General features: G+C 60.8%; 23 protein-coding genes. 4 read left to right on the top strand and 19 right to left on the bottom strand.

The window, feature by feature from the left end:
* Nucleotides 1-6 precede the first annotated feature (6 nt).
* From truA to secY, 12 genes are all read right to left on the bottom strand, one after another.
* Nucleotides 7-864 (bottom strand): tRNA pseudouridine(38-40) synthase TruA, encoded by an 858-nt coding sequence (gene truA, locus HMPREF2760_RS09295; RefSeq protein ID WP_070521662.1) that lies wholly within the window; start codon nucleotides 862-864, stop codon nucleotides 7-9.
* Nucleotides 865-879: 15 nt separating this feature from the next.
* Nucleotides 880-1,713 (bottom strand): trimeric intracellular cation channel family protein, encoded by an 834-nt coding sequence (locus tag HMPREF2760_RS09290; RefSeq protein WP_039674330.1) that lies wholly within the window; start codon nucleotides 1,711-1,713, stop codon nucleotides 880-882.
* A 101-nt stretch (nucleotides 1,714-1,814) separates the two neighbouring features.
* Nucleotides 1,815-2,336, bottom strand: coding sequence for a 50S ribosomal protein L17 (gene rplQ / locus HMPREF2760_RS09285; protein ID WP_070521664.1), 522 nt, complete (start codon nucleotides 2,334-2,336; stop codon nucleotides 1,815-1,817).
* Nucleotides 2,337-2,414: 78 nt separating this feature from the next.
* Nucleotides 2,415-3,425 carry a DNA-directed RNA polymerase subunit alpha gene (locus HMPREF2760_RS09280; RefSeq protein WP_070521667.1) on the bottom strand — a complete coding sequence of 337 codons (1,011 nt, stop codon included), beginning with the start codon at nucleotides 3,423-3,425 and terminating at the stop codon, nucleotides 2,415-2,417.
* 69 nt (nucleotides 3,426-3,494) lie between these two features.
* Nucleotides 3,495-4,100 (bottom strand): 30S ribosomal protein S4, encoded by a 606-nt coding sequence (gene rpsD, locus HMPREF2760_RS09275; protein ID WP_010189536.1) that lies wholly within the window; start codon nucleotides 4,098-4,100, stop codon nucleotides 3,495-3,497.
* A gap of 21 nt (nucleotides 4,101-4,121) precedes the next feature.
* A complete protein-coding gene (rpsK, locus tag HMPREF2760_RS09270; protein ID WP_010189540.1) occupies nucleotides 4,122-4,526 on the bottom strand; it encodes a 30S ribosomal protein S11 in 405 nt (134 codons plus the stop codon).
* Between the two features lie 3 nt (nucleotides 4,527-4,529).
* Nucleotides 4,530-4,898, bottom strand: a complete 369-nt coding sequence (gene rpsM / locus HMPREF2760_RS09265) for a 30S ribosomal protein S13 (RefSeq protein WP_010189542.1) — start codon at nucleotides 4,896-4,898, stop codon at nucleotides 4,530-4,532.
* A gap of 185 nt (nucleotides 4,899-5,083) precedes the next feature.
* Nucleotides 5,084-5,302: a translation initiation factor IF-1 gene (infA, locus tag HMPREF2760_RS09260; protein WP_003854422.1), complete on the bottom strand. Its 219-nt coding sequence runs from the start codon at nucleotides 5,300-5,302 to the stop codon at nucleotides 5,084-5,086.
* A gap of 273 nt (nucleotides 5,303-5,575) precedes the next feature.
* Nucleotides 5,576-6,367 carry a L,D-transpeptidase gene (locus HMPREF2760_RS09255; protein WP_070521670.1) on the bottom strand — a complete coding sequence of 264 codons (792 nt, stop codon included), beginning with the start codon at nucleotides 6,365-6,367 and terminating at the stop codon, nucleotides 5,576-5,578.
* 51 nt (nucleotides 6,368-6,418) lie between these two features.
* Nucleotides 6,419-7,213 (bottom strand): type I methionyl aminopeptidase, encoded by a 795-nt coding sequence (gene map / locus HMPREF2760_RS09250; protein ID WP_070521673.1) that lies wholly within the window; start codon nucleotides 7,211-7,213, stop codon nucleotides 6,419-6,421.
* A 14-nt stretch (nucleotides 7,214-7,227) separates the two neighbouring features.
* Nucleotides 7,228-7,773, bottom strand: coding sequence for an adenylate kinase (locus tag HMPREF2760_RS09245; protein WP_070521676.1), 546 nt, complete (start codon nucleotides 7,771-7,773; stop codon nucleotides 7,228-7,230).
* The gene (gene secY / locus HMPREF2760_RS09240) at nucleotides 7,773-9,098 is read right to left on the bottom strand and encodes a preprotein translocase subunit SecY (protein WP_070521679.1); all 1,326 of its coding nucleotides are present in this window, start codon (nucleotides 9,096-9,098) and stop codon (nucleotides 7,773-7,775) included. Before secY ends, HMPREF2760_RS09245 begins: the two co-directional genes overlap by 1 nt.
* 380 nt (nucleotides 9,099-9,478) lie before the next feature.
* On the opposite strand from secY, the gene HMPREF2760_RS09235 reads away from it, so the two are divergent.
* Both HMPREF2760_RS09235 and HMPREF2760_RS09230 read left to right on the top strand, forming a co-directional pair.
* Nucleotides 9,479-10,786 carry a class I SAM-dependent methyltransferase gene (locus HMPREF2760_RS09235; RefSeq protein ID WP_070521682.1) on the top strand — a complete coding sequence of 436 codons (1,308 nt, stop codon included), beginning with the start codon at nucleotides 9,479-9,481 and terminating at the stop codon, nucleotides 10,784-10,786.
* A gap of 17 nt (nucleotides 10,787-10,803) precedes the next feature.
* A complete protein-coding gene (locus HMPREF2760_RS09230) occupies nucleotides 10,804-12,285 on the top strand; it encodes an FAD-binding oxidoreductase (RefSeq protein ID WP_070530792.1) in 1,482 nt (493 codons plus the stop codon).
* A 12-nt stretch (nucleotides 12,286-12,297) separates the two neighbouring features.
* On the opposite strand, the gene HMPREF2760_RS09225 is transcribed toward HMPREF2760_RS09230, so the two are convergent.
* From HMPREF2760_RS09225 to rpsH, 7 genes are all read right to left on the bottom strand, one after another.
* Nucleotides 12,298-12,636: a hypothetical protein gene (locus HMPREF2760_RS09225; protein ID WP_070521688.1), complete on the bottom strand. Its 339-nt coding sequence runs from the start codon at nucleotides 12,634-12,636 to the stop codon at nucleotides 12,298-12,300.
* A 140-nt stretch (nucleotides 12,637-12,776) separates the two neighbouring features.
* The gene (gene rplO, locus HMPREF2760_RS09220; RefSeq protein ID WP_070521691.1) at nucleotides 12,777-13,223 is read right to left on the bottom strand and encodes a 50S ribosomal protein L15; all 447 of its coding nucleotides are present in this window, start codon (nucleotides 13,221-13,223) and stop codon (nucleotides 12,777-12,779) included.
* Between the two features lie 3 nt (nucleotides 13,224-13,226).
* Nucleotides 13,227-13,412, bottom strand: coding sequence for a 50S ribosomal protein L30 (gene rpmD, locus HMPREF2760_RS09215; RefSeq protein ID WP_039673747.1), 186 nt, complete (start codon nucleotides 13,410-13,412; stop codon nucleotides 13,227-13,229).
* Between the two features lie 3 nt (nucleotides 13,413-13,415).
* Nucleotides 13,416-14,042: a 30S ribosomal protein S5 gene (gene rpsE / locus HMPREF2760_RS09210; RefSeq protein WP_070521694.1), complete on the bottom strand. Its 627-nt coding sequence runs from the start codon at nucleotides 14,040-14,042 to the stop codon at nucleotides 13,416-13,418.
* A gap of 40 nt (nucleotides 14,043-14,082) precedes the next feature.
* Nucleotides 14,083-14,484: a 50S ribosomal protein L18 gene (rplR, locus tag HMPREF2760_RS09205; protein ID WP_070521697.1), complete on the bottom strand. Its 402-nt coding sequence runs from the start codon at nucleotides 14,482-14,484 to the stop codon at nucleotides 14,083-14,085.
* 3 nt (nucleotides 14,485-14,487) lie between these two features.
* The gene (gene rplF, locus HMPREF2760_RS09200) at nucleotides 14,488-15,024 is read right to left on the bottom strand and encodes a 50S ribosomal protein L6 (protein WP_070521700.1); all 537 of its coding nucleotides are present in this window, start codon (nucleotides 15,022-15,024) and stop codon (nucleotides 14,488-14,490) included.
* Nucleotides 15,025-15,038: 14 nt separating this feature from the next.
* On the bottom strand, nucleotides 15,039-15,422 hold the full coding sequence (rpsH, locus tag HMPREF2760_RS09195) for a 30S ribosomal protein S8 (RefSeq protein ID WP_070597126.1): 384 nt from the start codon (nucleotides 15,420-15,422) through the stop codon (nucleotides 15,039-15,041).
* A 310-nt stretch (nucleotides 15,423-15,732) separates the two neighbouring features.
* On the opposite strand from rpsH, the gene HMPREF2760_RS09190 reads away from it, so the two are divergent.
* Nucleotides 15,733-15,981: a DUF6457 domain-containing protein gene (locus tag HMPREF2760_RS09190; protein WP_070521706.1), complete on the top strand. Its 249-nt coding sequence runs from the start codon at nucleotides 15,733-15,735 to the stop codon at nucleotides 15,979-15,981.
* Entirely contained in the window at nucleotides 15,978-16,811 is an 834-nt protein-coding gene (gene fdhD, locus HMPREF2760_RS09185; RefSeq protein WP_070521709.1) for a formate dehydrogenase accessory sulfurtransferase FdhD, read from the top strand. Before HMPREF2760_RS09190 ends, fdhD begins: the two co-directional genes overlap by 4 nt.
* Nucleotides 16,812-16,882 lie beyond the last annotated feature (71 nt).

Below are 16,882 nucleotides of genomic sequence, written 5' to 3'. Positions count from 1 at the left end.
TCTAGATTAACCCAACTCGGTGTCCTCCGCAGCGCGACGACCACGGGTCATCTCCGCGCGCGCGGCTAACTGGTCCGCATCGGGATAGTCCACGCCCACCAGGCTCAAACCTTGAGCATCAGCAAGCGGGATCTCTGAGGACCGGCTTTCTTCCCGCAGCATATGGGCGGCGAAGTCAACTCCGCGCGAGCCCTCCCCCACCCGCAAACAGCAGCCCACCAACGAGCGCACCATGGACCAGCAAAAGGCATCCGCGGTTACGTGCGCCTCGTAGAGCTGCGGCTCCGCGGGCGTCGACACGTCCTTCCACTCAAAGGCAAGGAGCTCGCGAATGGTCGTGGCGTGCGGCTTCGCCTTGCAGAAAGCCACGAAGTCATTGAGCCCCACCAGCTGATCGGCCGCGGCCTGCATTAGCTCCAGGTCCACTGGCTTGAACCACGTCGCGGTATCGCGTGCGCGAGTCGGAAGTGCACCGCGCGGATGGGTGGTGATGCGGTAGACGTAGCGGCGGCGTAAGGCAGAAAAGCGCGCGTCGAAATCTGCGGGAACTTCGGTGCAGGCGTGGACGCGGACGTCGGCAGGCAGCAACTTGGCCAAGCGCTTCACCAGCTTGGTGGGATCGCCGTCAATGCTGCGCTGTCCCAGCGCCGCCCGTGTGGTATCTAAGTGCGCCACCTGACCGCTGGCATGCACTCCGGCATCGGTGCGCCCAGCCACGGTGAGCTCCACTGGGTGGCGCAGCACCATGCTCAGCTTCTCCTCAACGGTCTGCTGAACAGTGCGCAGGCCGCCCTTCTGCTTGGCCCACCCGTGGAAGTCGGTGCCGTCGTAGGCCAAGTCTAGGCGAAGGCGAACGTTAGTCATGGATGCTGATTCTACCTAGTCGTTGGCATTCCACTCGCGATTGAGTTCCCAATCCTGGGCCGCGTGCTGGCGCTTCGCGCTCTTGCTCACGCCCAGCTTGCTCAAAGCGGCATAGCCAGCCCGCTTGGGGTGCTTTAGATTCTTCTTGGCCTGGCCGGCTTTGCGCTTGGCCTTGCGGGCGCCATCCCGAACAATGCGGGCAGACAAGCGCAGGCGCGGGTCCATGGGTTGTTCGGCTCCCCGGTATTCAAACACCGGCAGCGACCATCCAAAGTAGATCGCAGCCACGCGCAGCGCCAGCGCTAGGCATACCGTCACGACGCCAGCGACCTCATCGCTGAGCCCCAGCTCCATCAATCCCGCATAAGAAAAGGCTGCAAGAACAGAAATGGAGGCGTACAGCTCGGCGGACAAGACCAGCGGGATACGGTCGGACAACAAGTCACGCAAAATACCGCCAAAGACACCGGTCAGCACCGCAGCCACGGCAGCGATAACCAACCCATGGCCATGTTCCAAGGCCTTCTGAGCACCAAGGACACTGAATACCGCAAGGCCCAGGGCGTCGAGAAGCAAGAATACATGCCGGAAATAGTGCATTAGGAAGGACATATAAACCGTGGCGACGGCGGCGGCCACCACGGCCAAGAGGAAGCGCGGTTCCGCCACCCACGTCAACGGGTAGGCGCCCAGCACCATGTCGCGGATCGTGCCGCCGCCCAATGCGGTGACTGCGCCCAACATGATGACGCCAAACAGATCCATCTTTTGCCGGCCAGCGGACAGCGCAGCGGTCATCGCCTCGGAGACGATGCCGATTACGTACAGCACAGTAAACAGCGGGGTCATAGAGTATACGTTCTGGTCGGGGTTATATAGCCCAGAAAGCATAACAAAAGGCCGCAGCCCCACCTAAGGTGGTACTGCGGCCTAGTTAAGGCGAGAGAAGTTTACTTCTCCTCGGACTCCTCAGCAGCGGTCTCCTCGACCTCTGCCTCGGTTGCCTCTGCCTTTGCTTCCTCAGCGGATTCAGCCTCAGCCTCTTCGGCCTTAGCTTCCTCGGCCTGCTTGGAAGCAGCAGCGCGGGTAGCGCGGTTAGCCTCGGAGGTCACGGTCTCCTCGAGAACGAGGGAGATCTGGGACATCGGGGCGTTGTCGCCGGAGCGGTTGTCCAGCTTGATGATGCGGGTGTAGCCACCCTCACGGTTCTCGAACTTCGGTGCCAGCTCGTCGAAGAGGTAGGCAACGACATCCTTGTGCGGGATGAGCTTGAGAACAGCGCGACGGTCAGCAACGGTGCCGGCCTTCGCCTTGGTGATGATCTTCTCGGCGTAAGGACGAAGCAGCTTCGCCTTAGCGTCGGTGGTCTTGATTGCGCCGTGCTCGAACAGGCTCGCTGCCAGGTTGCTCAGCAGGTGCTTCTGCTGGCTGGCGGAGCCGCCGAGACGCGGACCCTTCTTGGGGGTAGGCATTGTGTACTCCTCGTGTGCGGATTAAGTGAGCGCGCGACGGGGCGCACAAGTCGCGCCGTCACGATTCAGTGAAATTCTTTACTCGGAATCGTCGGAAGCCGGGTCCTTGAAGTCGCCGGTTTCAGCGTCGTAGCCTTCGAGCTGGGTCGGGTCGAAGTCCTCAGGGGTGTCCTTGAGAGCCAGGCCCAGGTTAGCCAGCTTGATCTTTACCTCATTGATCGACTTTTGACCGAAGTTGCGGATATCCAGCAGGTCCGATTCGGTGCACTCTGCGAGCTCACCAACGGTGTGGATTTCCTGACGCTTCAGGCAGTTGTAGGAACGGACGGAGAAGTTCAGATCCTCGATCGGCATGCTGTAGGCGGCGATGTACTCCGTCTCCTGCGGGGACGGGCCAATCTCAATGCCCTCAGCAGCGGTGTTCAGCTCGCGGGCCAGGCCGAAGAGCTCGACCAGGGTGCCACCGGCGGAAGCCAGGGCGTCGCGTGCGGAAATCGAGTTCTTGGTCTCGACGTCGATGATCAGCTTGTCAAAGTCGGTGCGCTGCTCAACACGAGTAGCTTCGACCTTGTAGGAGACCTTCAGCACCGGGGAGTAGATCTGGTCGACCGGAATGCGGCCGATTTCCCCGGAGGTGGAGGCAGCCGGGACGTAGCCACGGCCGCGCTCGACGACGAGTTCCATCTCCAGCTTGGCGGAATCATTCAGCGATGCGATGTGCAGATCCGAGTTGTGGATCTCCACGCCAGCCGGCGGCTGGATATCGCCTGCAGTTACCTCACCCGGGCCTTCCTTGCTCAGGTACATAACCACCGGCTCGTCAGAGTCGGAGGACAGAACCAGACCCTTGATGTTCAGGATGATTTCGGAAACGTCTTCCTTCACGCCATTGATGGTGGTGAACTCGTGGAGCACACCATCAATCTTGATGGAGGTTACTGCCGCGCCCGGGATGGACGAGAGCAGCGTGCGACGAAGCGAGTTACCGAGGGTGTAACCAAAGCCCGGCTCGAGCGGTTCGATGACGAACTTGGAGCGAGACGAGTCAATGAATTCCTCGGTGAGCTGAGGACGCTGGGAAATAAGCATGGAGTTTCTCCTTGTCGGCGCCCGCTATATGACGCCGGTAGAAGGGGTAAAGATGAAAATGTCGAAGGATTACTTCGAGTAAAGCTCGACGATGAGCTGCTCCTGCAGCGGAACGTCGATCTGAGCGCGCTCGGGCAGCTGGTGCACGAGGATGCGCAGGGTGTCCGGAACGACCTGCAGCCACGCCGGAACGTTGGCGTCTACCAGGCGGTCCTGAGCCTCTTCGAACCATTCCATCTTCTGGGAACGCTCACGAACATCGATGATGTCATACTGCGTAACGCGGAAGGACGGAACGTTGATCTTCTTGCCGTTCACGGTGAAGTGACCGTGGGAGACAAGCTGGCGAGCCTGGCGGCGGGTGTTGGCCAGACCAGCGCGGTAGATCACGTTGTCGAGACGGGACTCGAGCAGAACGACGAGGTTGTCACCGGTCTTGCCCGGGAGACGGTTAGCCTCGGCGTAGTAGCGGCGGAACTGACGCTCCAGCACACCGTAGGTGTACTTTGCCTTCTGCTTCTCCTGGAGCTGCAGCAGGTACTCAGATTCCTTGATGCGGTTGCGGCCAGCCTGTCCCGGTGGGTACGGGCGGCGCTCAAATGCCATGTCGCCGCCGACCAGGTCGACGCGCAGACGGCGGGATACGCGGGTAGCGGGGCCAGTATAACGAGCCATTTTCTTACCTCTTCCTTTCCCTTAAACCTTGCGGCGCTTGGTCGGACGGCAGCCGTTGTGCGGCTGTGGGGTGGCATCCGTGATCGAGGAAACCTCGAGGCCTGCAGCCTGCAGGGAACGGATGGCGGTCTCGCGGCCGGAGCCCGGACCCTTGACGAAAACGTCAACCTTCTTCATACCGTGGTCCATGGCCTTGCGGGCCGCGTTCTCAGCAGCCATCTGCGCTGCGAACGGGGTGGACTTACGGGAACCCTTGAAGCCAACGTGGCCGGAGGATGCCCAGGAGATGACAGCACCGTGCGGGTCCGTGATGGACACGATGGTGTTGTTGAAGGTGGACTTGATGTATGCGTGGCCAGCGGCCACGTTCTTCTTTACGACGCGACGACCACCACGGCGCGCGCCGGAACGAGTCTTAGGTGGCATGTGTTACTTCTTCTTTCCTGCGATCGTCTTCTTAGGACCCTTGCGCGTACGAGCGTTGGTCTTGGTGCGCTGACCACGAACGGGCAGGCCACGGCGGTGGCGGATGCCCTGGTAGCAACCGATTTCAATCTTGCGACGGATGTCAGCCTGAACCTGGCGGCGGAGGTCACCCTCGACCTTCCAGGTAGCTTCGATGACGTCACGCAGCGCCGACAGCTGATCGTCGTCGAGGTTGTCGGTGCGCAGGTCAGGAGAAATGCCGGTCTTTTCCAGCAGCTCCTTGGCACGGGCAGGCCCGATGCCGTAGATGTAGGTGAGAGCAACCTCCATGCGCTTGTTGCGCGGGAGGTCAACACCAGCTAGACGTGCCATATGGCTAGTCCTTTCGGGTTGTTACGATGGTTTTCTCCTCATCCGTCCCCCGCCACGCATACGCTTCGCCCCGGGCCGTGCCGGGGAACTGTGGGCATGCTTAGCAGCGTGGGCTCAGGCCATCGCAGCCTGAGGTAGAAAGGAACGCATCAAGTGCGTCCCGTGGGTGAGGAGGCTTACTGTCTTTACTTGTAGCGGTAGACGATGCGTCCGCGGGTTAGGTCATAAGGAGACAGCTCCACGACAACGCGATCCTCCGGGAGGATGCGGATGTAGTGCTGACGCATCTTGCCCGAAATGTGGGCAAGTACCTTATGCCCGTTGTCGAGCTCGACGCGGAACATTGCGTTGGGCAGGGGTTCGACGATGCGACCCTCAACCTCGATTGCGCCTTCCTTAGCCATAACCTCTACTTTTCTGGTGGGGTTCTTCGCGCCGCGCTTGGCGACGCTCCCACCTGCATGTTTGGTGTCTACTGCCTGGTGCCCTCCGCAACCACGTCGGCTGCGTACAGACACCAGCACTAAAGCATACGCTGCGCGGAGTCGTTTTCCAAATACGGTAAGTGCAGGATAAGAGCACTTCGCTACCAGACACGCCAAAAACGTGAAAGCCTCCCGCACTGTAAGGAGCGGGAGGCTGTTGGTGTGTAGCGGTGACGCACTCACCGCTACGGGTTAGTAAATGAAGACCTTGGAACCCATCGGCACATCGTTCCAGTAGCGCACAGCATCCTGGTGGGTCAGGCGTACGCAGCCATTGGACTGGTATGCCGGGGAACCCTCATGGAAAGCATGGCCGTTGTTGGTGAAGTACATGGCGTAAGGCATCGGAGCGTTGCCGAACTCCCACGAAATTTCATCTTTGATCTTGCGGTTGATGTAGAACGTACCGGCCGGTGTCTCCTGCCCCGGCATGCCGGTGGACATCCCCTGCGCAACATAGGTGACGTTGCCGTTGCCGTCCTGCAGCCACGAGCGGCGGCCATCACGATCCACGCAGATACGGGCATCCGCGGGGCACGGGCCAACATCGAAGCGCTGAGCCTGGCGCTCAGCCTCGGCCTTGCGGGCAGCCTCCTCAGCGGCAGCCTTCTCGCGTGCAACCTGCTCAGCATGGGCGCGCTCTGCAGCTTCGCGAGCCGCACGAATCTCAGCGTTCTTCTGGTCAATCAGGCCTGGGAAGACCAGTTCAATAGCACCGTCGATGACGGGGCGCAGGGCATCAGCGGCCTGCGGGTTAACGTTTTGCAGCGTCTCCAGCATCTGGTTGCGGCTGTTCCACGCGTTCTCACGGGTCTGGCCGGCGAACTCATCAATCTGAGATTGGACGTCGGAGGACAGGGAATCAATCGAAGGGACCGTCTGTGCGTTTGCGGCGGGGGCAACCGAGAGAGTGGCGGCTACCAGGCCGATTGCGGTGGCACGGCGTAGGGAACGAGCGCCAACAAAGGAGCGAATCTTAGACATGTGGAGAAGTATAAACCTTCCTCCACGGTTTTCCTACCTGAATGTTGCGTTTTAGTAACGCTGCGTCAGAATTCGAGGACCATTCTCCGTTGCCGCCACGGTGTGCTCCCAGTGGGCAGCCAGCGATCCGTCGAGGGTGACAACGGTCCAGTCGTCGTCAAGCACGGCGTTGTCCTCAGTGCCCAGCGCCAGCATAGGTTCAATGGCCAGGACGGAGCCCTCCTGGATGATAGGGCCGCGCCCTGCCTTGCCTTCATTGGCCAGGTAGGGGTCTTCGTGCATTTCGTGGCCGATACCGTGGCCGCCGTAGCCGTCAACAATAAACAGGTCAACGCCAAACTTATCCTCGGCGCGGTAGGTGGCCTGCTCGAGGGCGGCGGAGACGTCGGTAAGCCGGTTGCCGGGGACCATGGCCTTAAGCCCTTCGTGGAGGACCCATTCGGTGGCGTTGCTCAGCGCCTGCGCCTCAGAGCTGAGCTTGCCGACGCCAAACGTCCACGCGCTATCCCCCACCCAGCCGTCGAGCGTGGCGCCACAGTCGATGGAGACAAGGTCCCCTTCAGCGAGGACAATCTCCTTGCTGGGTATGCCATGGACAATGACGTCGTTGACTGACGCACAGATGGACCCCGGAAAACCGCCGTAGCCCTTGAAGGTGGGCACGGCACCGGCATCCCGAATGGTCTGCTCGGCTACGTGGTCGAGCTCGAGCGTGCTCACGCCAACTGCAGAGGCGGCACGCACCGCCTGCAGGGCGCGGCCGACGATTTCGCCAGCCGCCTGCATGGCATCAAGCTCGCCCGGAGTGCGGGCCGGGATGGTTTTAGTGCGTCGACGAAAAGCCATGACAAAAAGACGGGCTACTTGCCCATCGCCTTCAGAGTGCGCTCGTTGATCTCCTCAACGGAGCCCTCGGCCTTGATGGAGATGATGGCATCGCCATAGTGCTCGATGAGCGGGAAGGTCTCTTCGCGGTAGACGCCCAGGCGGGTGCGGATGGTCTCCTCGGTGTCGTCCGCGCGGCCGCGGGCGAGCATGCGCTCGACCACGACGTCCTCGGATACCTCAAAGTTCAGCACGCCGTCGAGCTTCAGGCCCTTGTCGGAGAGGAGCTTCTCAAGAATATCGGCCTGCTCCACGGTGCGGGGGAAGCCGTCGAGAAGGAAGCCATCCTTGGCGTCATCCTGGTTGAGGCGGTCCTCCACCATGCGGGCGGTGACATCGGTCGGCACCAGCTTGCCGGCATCGATGTAGGACTTAGCCTCGACGCCGAGCGGGGTGCCCTCACCAATGTTGGCGCGGAAGAGGTCACCGGTGGAGATGTGCGGAACGCCGAGCTTTTCGCTGAGGAGGGCGGCTTGGGTGCCCTTGCCGGCACCGGGAGGGCCAAGGAGTACGTAACGCATTACTTAAGCAGTCCTTCGTAGTTGGATTGTAGGAGCTGGGACTCGATTTGCTTGACCGTGGTCAGGGCCACCGAGACCATAATGAGGATGGCAGTACCGCCGAAGGCGGAAGTGCCGCTGGCACCTGCGCGGCCCACGCCGAGGTCCAGAAGGATATTCGGCAGAACAGCGATGAGCGCCAGGTAGATCGAACCGACGAACAGAAGGCGGTTCATGACGAATCCCAGGTATTCGGCGGTCGGCCGACCCGGGCGGATACCCGGGATAAATCCACCATACTTCTTCATGTTCTCCGCCTGTTCAGCAGGGTCATACTGAACCGAGACATAGAAGTAGGAGAAGAAGATGGTGAGGACGAAGTAGAGGACGATGTACTGCCAGGAGCTCGGAGCCTGCAGGTGCGCAATCACGTTGCGCTGCCACCAGTTATCGGACACGCCCGGGGAGCCGGAGTTGACGATCTGGGTGATAAGCACCGGCATGTAAATCAGCGAGGAAGCGAAGATAACCGGGATAACGCCGGCCTGGTTGACCTTGAGCGGCAGGTAGGTCGACGAACCACCGTACTGGCGACGGCCAACCATACGCTTTGCGTACTGCACCGGAATGCGGCGCTGCCCCTGCTCGATGAAGGTGATGCCCACGACGAGGACGATGAGGCCGGCGACCACCATGGCGAAGACGAGGCCACCGTTGTTCTGCATGATGCTGACACCATCGGTGGGAAGGCGGGTAGCAATACCGGCGAAAATCATCAGCGACATACCGTTACCAATGCCCTTCTCCGTAATCAGCTCACCCATCCACATCACGAGGATGGCGCCGGAGGTCATGGTGATAACGAGCACGACGAGGGTAAAGAAGTTACGGTCCTCCGCCAGGACGCGTACGCCTTGCCCCAAGAGTTGCTCGCGGTCCGCCAGGGCCACAATGCCCGAAGACTGCAGAAGCGCCAGCGCCAGGGTGAGGTAGCGCGTGTACTGCGTCATCTTGGCCTGACCGGACTGCCCCTCCTTCTTCAACTGCTCGAAGTGAGGAATCACCACGGTGAGCAGCTGCACGATAATCGACGCCGTAATGTACGGCATGATGCCGATGGCGAAGATCGACAGCTGCAGCAGCGCGCCACCGGAGAACAGGTTGATCACCGAGTAGAGGTTGCCGGATTCCTCCGTGAGGTCACGAAGGCGGCCGGCGATGGTGGCGTAATCAACGCCCGGCGACGGGATCTGCGCGCCAACGCGGTAGAGGATAATCAACACGAGCGTGAAGATGATCTTCTTACGCAGGTCGGCATCTTTAAAAGCCTGCAAAATGGCGGACACTACTTAATCCTCCTGGCCTACCGCGCTTGTTGTGCGGTTCGAATTCGCCGCGCACGGGGGTGGATCTCATCTGTTCCCAAAAGCTAAGAGCCCTCTTAAGGCATCTCATAGGAACGGTTGAACACTTTTGACCCCATTACCCTACCAGCCTTGGCCACTTTCGCCACATTAACCCCGCACATGGCCGCCCGGAGGTCCCCTTTTTAGTTTCTCCCTTAGCGCTATCCCCGGATTGGGCCTACCATTGCCTGTGTTGTCTGAAGGCAATGTCCTTACAAGATTTCTACGTCTTTTCGACCTCCCCCGAGACGCCCGGGGCGTCTCGGAGTATGGCCGTTCTTTTTCTGCCAGCCAATGAACCGAAAGAAGTATGTAGTTTTATGAGTAAGCGATTCTCTCCAATGACCGTGGCCGAGATTATCGATACCTTCGTCCCCAGCCCCAACCCCTTCCGCTGGGAGGCTTTCGATGGTTCCGCCACCGGCCCAGCCGATGCGCAGTTTACCGTCAAGATCAACAACCTCCAGGGCTTGGCCTATATCGCGACTCACCCAGGGGATGTAGGATTTGCCCGCGCTTATGTCACCGACGGCATCACTGTCGAGGGCGAACACCCGGCGCACCCCTACGGCATCTTCGATGCGCTGCACGCCATGTATGACAAGTTCACCCGCCCGGACGCGAAGACCTTGGCCAGGGTGGCACGCTCCCTGGCCTCGATGGGAGCTTTCCAGATCCAGCCGGTCCCGGAAGTCGAGCGAGCCTCGTGGCTGCGCCGCAAGCTGCACGAAGGATTGTCCAAGCACTCCAAGGAACGCGACGCGGACGTCATCTCCGATCACTACGACGTGGGTAATGACTTCTACGAGCTTTTCCTCGGTGACTCGATGACGTATACCTGCGCCTACTACCCCTCCCCCGACGCCACGCTGGATGAGGCCCAGGAAAACAAGTATCGCCTCATCTTCGACAAGTTGCGGCTCAAGGAGGGTGACCGCCACCTGGACGTCGGCTGCGGCTGGGGCGGCATGGTGCGCTACGCCGCCAAGCGCGGTGTGAAGTCCCTCGGCGTAACCCTCTCCAAGGAGCAGGCTGAGTGGGGCCAGGCCAAGATCAAGGAGGAGGGTCTCGAGGACCTCGCGGAAATCCGCTTCATGGACTATCGCGATGTCACCGAGGAAGGCTTCGACGCTATCTCCGCCATCGGGCTACTCGAGCACATTGGCGTCAAGAACTACCCGGACTTCTTTAGCTTCCTCAACGGCAAGCTCAAGCCGGGTGGATTGATGCTCAACCACTGCATTACCTACCCGGATAATCACAAGACTCCGAAGGGCGGCTTCATTGACCGCTATATCTTCCCCGACGGTGAGCTCTCCGGCTCCGGCACCATCACGAAGTGCATGCAGGATGCCGGCTTCGAGGTTGTCCACACGGAATCCCTGCGCTTCGACTACATGCGCACTCTGCACGATTGGTGCGAGAACCTCAAGGAGACGTGGGAGGAGGCCTGCTCTCTGGTGGGCCTTCCCACCGCGCGCCTGTGGGCCATCTATATGGCCGGCTCCGAGTGGGGCTTCGAGCACAACATCATCAACTTGTACCACTTCTTGGGCGTCAAGCTGGGTGAGGCCGGTTCTCGTTCCGGCGTGCCCGAGCGCCGCTGGTGGGAAGATTCGCGCTTCTAAAGACTTAAAGGAATTCTATGTTGACTGATCTCATTCGCAATCACCGCAGCGTCGATGCCGTGGAGATCCCGCCGGTGGGCTGGCGGGCGCACGAGGAGGGCGTCGATAAGCTCCTGCGTAGCTTCCGCGCGGTGCCGAAGGAGAAGCGCGTACGTCTGGCAAAGAAAACCTCGAATCTTTTCCGCGGGCGCAGCGGCGAGCAGGTGGGGCTCGACGTGTCCGGTCTGGGTGGTGTTATTGAGGTCGATCCGATTGCGCAGACCGCCGAGGTTCAGGGCATGTGCACCTACGAGAACCTCGTCGACGCCACCTTGCCGCACGGTCTTATGCCCTTCGTGGTGCCGCAGCTCAAGACCATTACGCTGGGTGGCGCGGTAACGGGCATGGGCGTGGAGTCCACGAGCTTCCGCGATGGATTGCCGCACGAATCCGTGTTGGAGATGGACATCCTCACCGGTACTGGCGAGATTCTCACGTGCTCGCGCGAGGAGAATGTCGATCTCTTCCGTCTCTTCCCCAACTCCTATGGCTCCTTGGGCTATGCGGTGCGCCTCAAGATTGAGCTGCGCGCAGTGAAGCCTTACGTGGAGCTGAGGGAGGTGCGCTTCCACGACTTTGAGTCCTTGGCACGCACGCTTGACGACGTCTCCCGCACCCACTCCTATGACGGCCTCGATGTCCACGGCCTAGATGGCGTGGTCTTCTCTCCGGAGGAATCCTACCTGGTCATGGCCCGTTTCACGGAGGAGGAGGGCCCAACCTCCGACTACACGAGGGAGGAGATTTTCTACCGCAGCCTCCAGCACGCCCGCGGTATCCGCCGCGACCGCCTCACGGTGCGCGATTACATCTGGCGCTGGGATACTGACTGGTTCTGGTGCTCGCGAGCCTTCGGCGCGCAGAATCCGCGGGTGCGCAAGGTGTGGCCGCGGCAGCTGCGGCGCAGTTCCTTCTACTGGAAGCTCGTGCGCCTGGACCGGAAATACGAGCTGGAGTACAACTTCATCAAGAAGCCGAAGGGCCTGCCGCGGGGTGAACGCGTGGTGCAGGACATCGAGGTCACCCCGGAGAACTTGCCGGAGTTCTTGGACTGGTTCTTTGCGGCCTCCGATATTCAACCGGTGTGGCTGTGCCCGATTCGACTTCGCGAGGGCGTCGAAGACCTCGTCGGCACCGGCTCTCTCGCGGCTGATTCCCCCGCCCCGTGGCCGCTGTATCCTCTGCGCCCAGGCCAGACCTGGGTCAACGTGGGGTTCTGGTCGGGCGTGGAGGGCAATCACGTCGACCCCTCCGCCCCGGGAAACGGCGCCTTCAACCGCGTCATCGAGGCTAAAGTCAGCGAGCTCGGCGGGCATAAGTCGCTGTATTCAGAAGCCTTCTACTCCCCCGAAGAATTTGCCGAGCTCTACGGCGGTGACCTGCCGGAGCGCATTAAAGCGCTCACTGACCCGGACAGCCGCTTCCCCGGCCTCTATGAAAAGACGGTCAACGACGCGTAGCGCGCTGCCTTCCTAGGCAACTGCATCGACGCGATCATAACCGTTGGTGGCCAGGGCCTTCATCACGCGGTCCACGGCGGCTTGGTCGGTGTCGGGGTTGTAGGTTTCCAGGAAGACGATGTGTGCGGTGTCGTTGCCTTCGAAGCGAATGGTCATGAAATCGTGGCCCAGCTCCTGGGTGGCAAGGGCCAGCTCGCGCTGCACCGCCAGCTCGCCGCTGGGCAGGTTCTCCGTGCTGGTGGCGGACTCTGGCTGGGAGAGCATCTCCTGTGCATCGACGGGACCAGTAACGCCAGCCAAGGGCAGAAGTGCGGCGATGGCGGTTGCCACGATGGAAGATACGGACGACATAACAATCTCCTTAACGCTTACTAAGATTTAACCAAGAGCCATACTACTCTTCTTAGCTCCGCGCGCACAATAGGCATGAAAAATCCCCCTGCGCCGCACGAATGCGGTGGACAGGGGGAAGAAATCTACTGAGTAGAGATTTACTTGGTGGTGGCGGTGCCGCCAGCAGCCTCGATCTTCTCAACAGCAGACTTGGAGAACTTGTCAGCGGTGACGTTCAACTTAACGTTGATGTCGCCGTTGCCCAGAACCTTGACCGGCTGGTTCTTGCGAACCAGGCCAGCAGCGACAATGTCCGCTACGGTGACGTCGCCACCCTGAGCGAAAGCCTCTGCGAGGTCAGCAACGTTGACTACCTGGTACTCAACGTGGTTCGGGTTCTTGAAGCCCTTGAGCTTCGGCAGACGCATGTGAATCGGCATCTGGCCACCCTCGAAAGCAGCGGAAACCTGCTTGCGAGCACCGGTGCCCTTGGTACCGCGACCAGCGGTCTTACCCTTGGATGCCTCACCGCGGCCGACGCGGGTTTTGGGCTTATTGGAGCCTGCGGACGGGCGCAGGTCGTGGAGCTTGATGATATCAGCCATGGTTTACTCCCCTGCCACTTCTTCGACGGTGACCAGGTGACGCACCTTGTGAACCATGCCGCGAATAATCGGGGTGTCCTGCTTTACAACAGAGTGTCCGATGCGCTTGAGACCAAGAGCCTCAATGTTGGCGCGGTGGTTCGGCTTGGTGCCCACAAGGCCCTTTACCTGAGTAATCTTCAGAGCCATTGCTTATGCCTCCTGACCTGCGCGCTTGCGCAGCATCTGGGCCGGTGCGACCTCCTCGAGGGACTTGCCGCGGCGTGCAGCAACTTCCTCTGGGCGAACCAGCTGCTTGAGGCCGTCCACGGTAGCGCGGACGACGTTGAGAGCGTTGTCGGAGCCCAGGGACTTCGACAAAATGTCCTGCACACCGGCGCACTCAAGCACCGGACGAGCAGCACCACCGGCGATGACACCGGTACCCGGAGCGGCCGGCTTCATCATGACGATGCCAGCTGCGTCGCGACCCTCAACCGGGTGGGTAATGGTGCCGGCAATCATCGGGACGCGGAAGAAGTTCTTGCGAGCCTCTTCTGCACCCTTCTGGATTGCGGCCGGGACTTCCTTGGCCTTGCCGTAGCCGACGCCAACCATGCCCTGGCCGTCGCCTACGACGACGAGAGCGGTGAAGGACATGTTGCGGCCACCCTTAACGGTCTTGGAGACGCGATTGATGGTCACAACGCGCTCGATGTACTTATCGCGCTCGTTGTCCTGGTGGTTGCGGCGGTCGTTACGACGGCCGTTGTTGCGACCCTTGCGGTCGTTGTTGTTCTCGGCGGAGCGTCCGCCGTCACGCTGTTCACGGTCCGACATTAGGCGTTCCTTCCGTTGATGTTTCCGTATGCCTTAATCATTAGAACTGCAGACCACCTTCACGAGCAGCTTCGGCCAGCGCAGCAACGCGGCCGTGGTACTTGTAGCCTGCACGGTCGAAGACGACCTTCTCGATGCCAGCGGCCTTGGCGCGCTCAGCGATGAGCTGGCCTACCTTGGCAGCCTTGGCCTTCTTATCGCCCTCGAGTGCACGCACGTCGGCTTCCATGGAGGAAGCAGCGGCCAGGGTGTGGCCGGCCAGGTCGTCGATGACCTGAACGTGCATGTGGCGGGAGGAGCGGTGAACGACCAGACGCGGTGCCTCAGGGGTGCCGCGGAGGGTCTTACGGATGCGGAAGTGGCGGCGCGCGCGTGCTTCACGACGACGCGAGGAAATGTCCTTGCCAACCGGGGTGCGCTTTGCGTTTTCAGTGTTAGCCATTGCTTACTTACCCGTCTTTCCGACCTTGCGGCGGATCTGCTCGCCGTCGTAGCGAATACCCTTGCCCTTGTAAGGATCGTCCTTACGCAGGCGGCGGATGTACGCGGCGACCTGTCCAACCAGTTGCTTGTCAATACCAGATACGGAGAGCTTGGTTGCGCCATCCACAGCGAAGGTGATGCCCTCCGGAGCCTTGATGAGGATCGGGTGGGAGTAGCCCAGAGAGAACTCCAGGTCCTTACCCTTCTGCTGGACGCGGTAACCAACACCGAAGATTTCCATCTTCTTGGTGTAGCCCTCGGTCACGCCAACGACGGCGTTGTTGACCAGGGAGCGGGCCAGACCGTGCAGTGCGCGGTTCTTGCGGTCGTCGTCCGGACGGGAGACCTTGATCTCATCGTCCTCGACGGCTGCGGTGATCGGCTCCGGCAGCTCAACCTCGAGGGAGCCCTTGGACCCCTTCACGTTGACAACCTGGCCATTGATGGTGATGTCGACGCCCTTCGGGACGGCGATAGGTGCTAGACCGATACGAGACATGTGTCAATCCTCCCTTACCAGACGTAGGCGAGAACTTCTCCGCCTACACCCTTCTCCTGAGCCTGACGGTCGGTAAGCAGACCCTGAGACGTGGAAATGATGGCCACGCCCAGGCCGCCCAGAACCTGCGGCAGTTCGGTGGACTTTGTGTACACACGCAGACCCGGCTTAGACACGCGACGCAGACCCGAGAGGGAACGCTCACGATTGTTGTACTTAAGCTCGAGGGACAGCTCACGGCCCTCGACGGAGTAGTCAGCGATGTAGCCTTCCTGCTTCAAGATCTCGGCGATGTTCGCCTTGAGCTTGGAGGTCGGCATCGACACGGAATCGTGGTGCGCATTGGATGCATTGCGCACGCGCGACAACATGTCGGCAATAGGATCAGTCATAGTCATATGAGTGACCTGTAACCTTTCTCGTTGCGGTTCCCTTAAAGCTCACCAAAGCGTTTTCCGTGTGATTTCGGGCTACTCACGCTCCCCGCGGTCAATACCGCGAGGCGCTCGCCACCCTTTGATACAGACAACGGTCCGCTGTCTACGGCGAGGGGCCTACAACAAAGTAGATGTGTTCAATTCTTCCGGCTTGGCACATTTGCGCACCTCCAGCGCCATTTTTGCGGCGCGGAGGAGGAAAAATGCAAGTCCGTCGGCTTACTTTACCCGCTGACATGCTGTTTTCCAAAACGCGTTAGCATGGGAAGTCATGAGTGAAGAACAAGACCCCATCCGCACGGCACACCAGTGGCTTGAGGAGGCTGCCGAGCTTGTCGGCGTCTCCCCGGCCGACGCCACCGCCTTGGTTAGAGAACTCCTCGATCTGACTAAGGACGTCGCGCATACCCAATCGCGCCCCGCTGCCCCACTGACGGCGTACCTGGTCGGTTTGGCCTCGAAGGACGTCGACGAGGCCCGCGCCCACATCGCCACACTCAAGGAGGCCCTCAACCGATGAGCGGGCGCGTCAACGCCACCTTCGCCGTGGCCAAGGTCCGCCTCGATGAGCACGGAGAGGTCATCCAAGTCGATACCCGCGGCGATACCGTCGCCGGCGAGGAGCCTTTGGAGATCCGCGTGGGCGGACAAACGCTGACCACCACGATGCGCACGCCTGGCCACGATGTCGAGCTGGCCCACGGTTTTCTTCATTCCGAGGGCCACATCGAGAAGGCCAGCGATGTCGCCGAGGCGCGCTACTGCGCCGGTGCCTCAGTGGACGGGCGCAACCCCTATAACCTGCTCGACGTTGAGCTAGCCAATCCCCACGCGATCAGCCTCGCCGATCTCCGCCTGACGACAACCACGTCTGCGTGCGGAGTATGCGGCACCTCCTCTATCGAGGCGCTAATGAAGCAGTCGCGATACCCAATCCCACAGGTGCCGGTGGATCCGGGGGTCGTCGCCAAGCTGCCCGGCGCCTTGAAAGCGGAGCAGAAGCAGTTCCGCAAAACCGGCGGCATCCACGCCGCGGGCGCCTTCACGCTCGAGGGAGAACCCGTCGTTGTACGCGAGGACGTCGGCAGGCACAACGCCGCCGACAAGGTTATCGGGCACCTACTGATGGAAGGAAGGCTCCCCGCCAGCAACCTCATCCTGGTGATGAGCTCGCGCGCCAGCTTCGAGCTGGTCAACAAGGCTGCTATGGCCGGCTTCGGCATGCTCGTTGCGGTCTCCGCTGCCTCCTCGCTGGCGGTTGAGACCGCCCGCGAAACCGGCATGGCGCTCGTGGGCTTTGCCCGCGGCGACCGCTTCAACCTTTATTCCGGAAGCTTGGTCACACGATAGCTTCGCGTACTGCGCGGATCGTAGCGACGCTGGATATGGGATTCGTAGTACTAGCGATCGATTACCGCGAT

Source organism: Corynebacterium sp. HMSC065D07 (genome assembly GCF_001810695.1).
Lineage (GTDB): Bacteria > Actinomycetota > Actinomycetes > Mycobacteriales > Mycobacteriaceae > Corynebacterium > Corynebacterium hesseae.
This window is presented reverse-complemented; position numbering and strand designations above follow the sequence as displayed.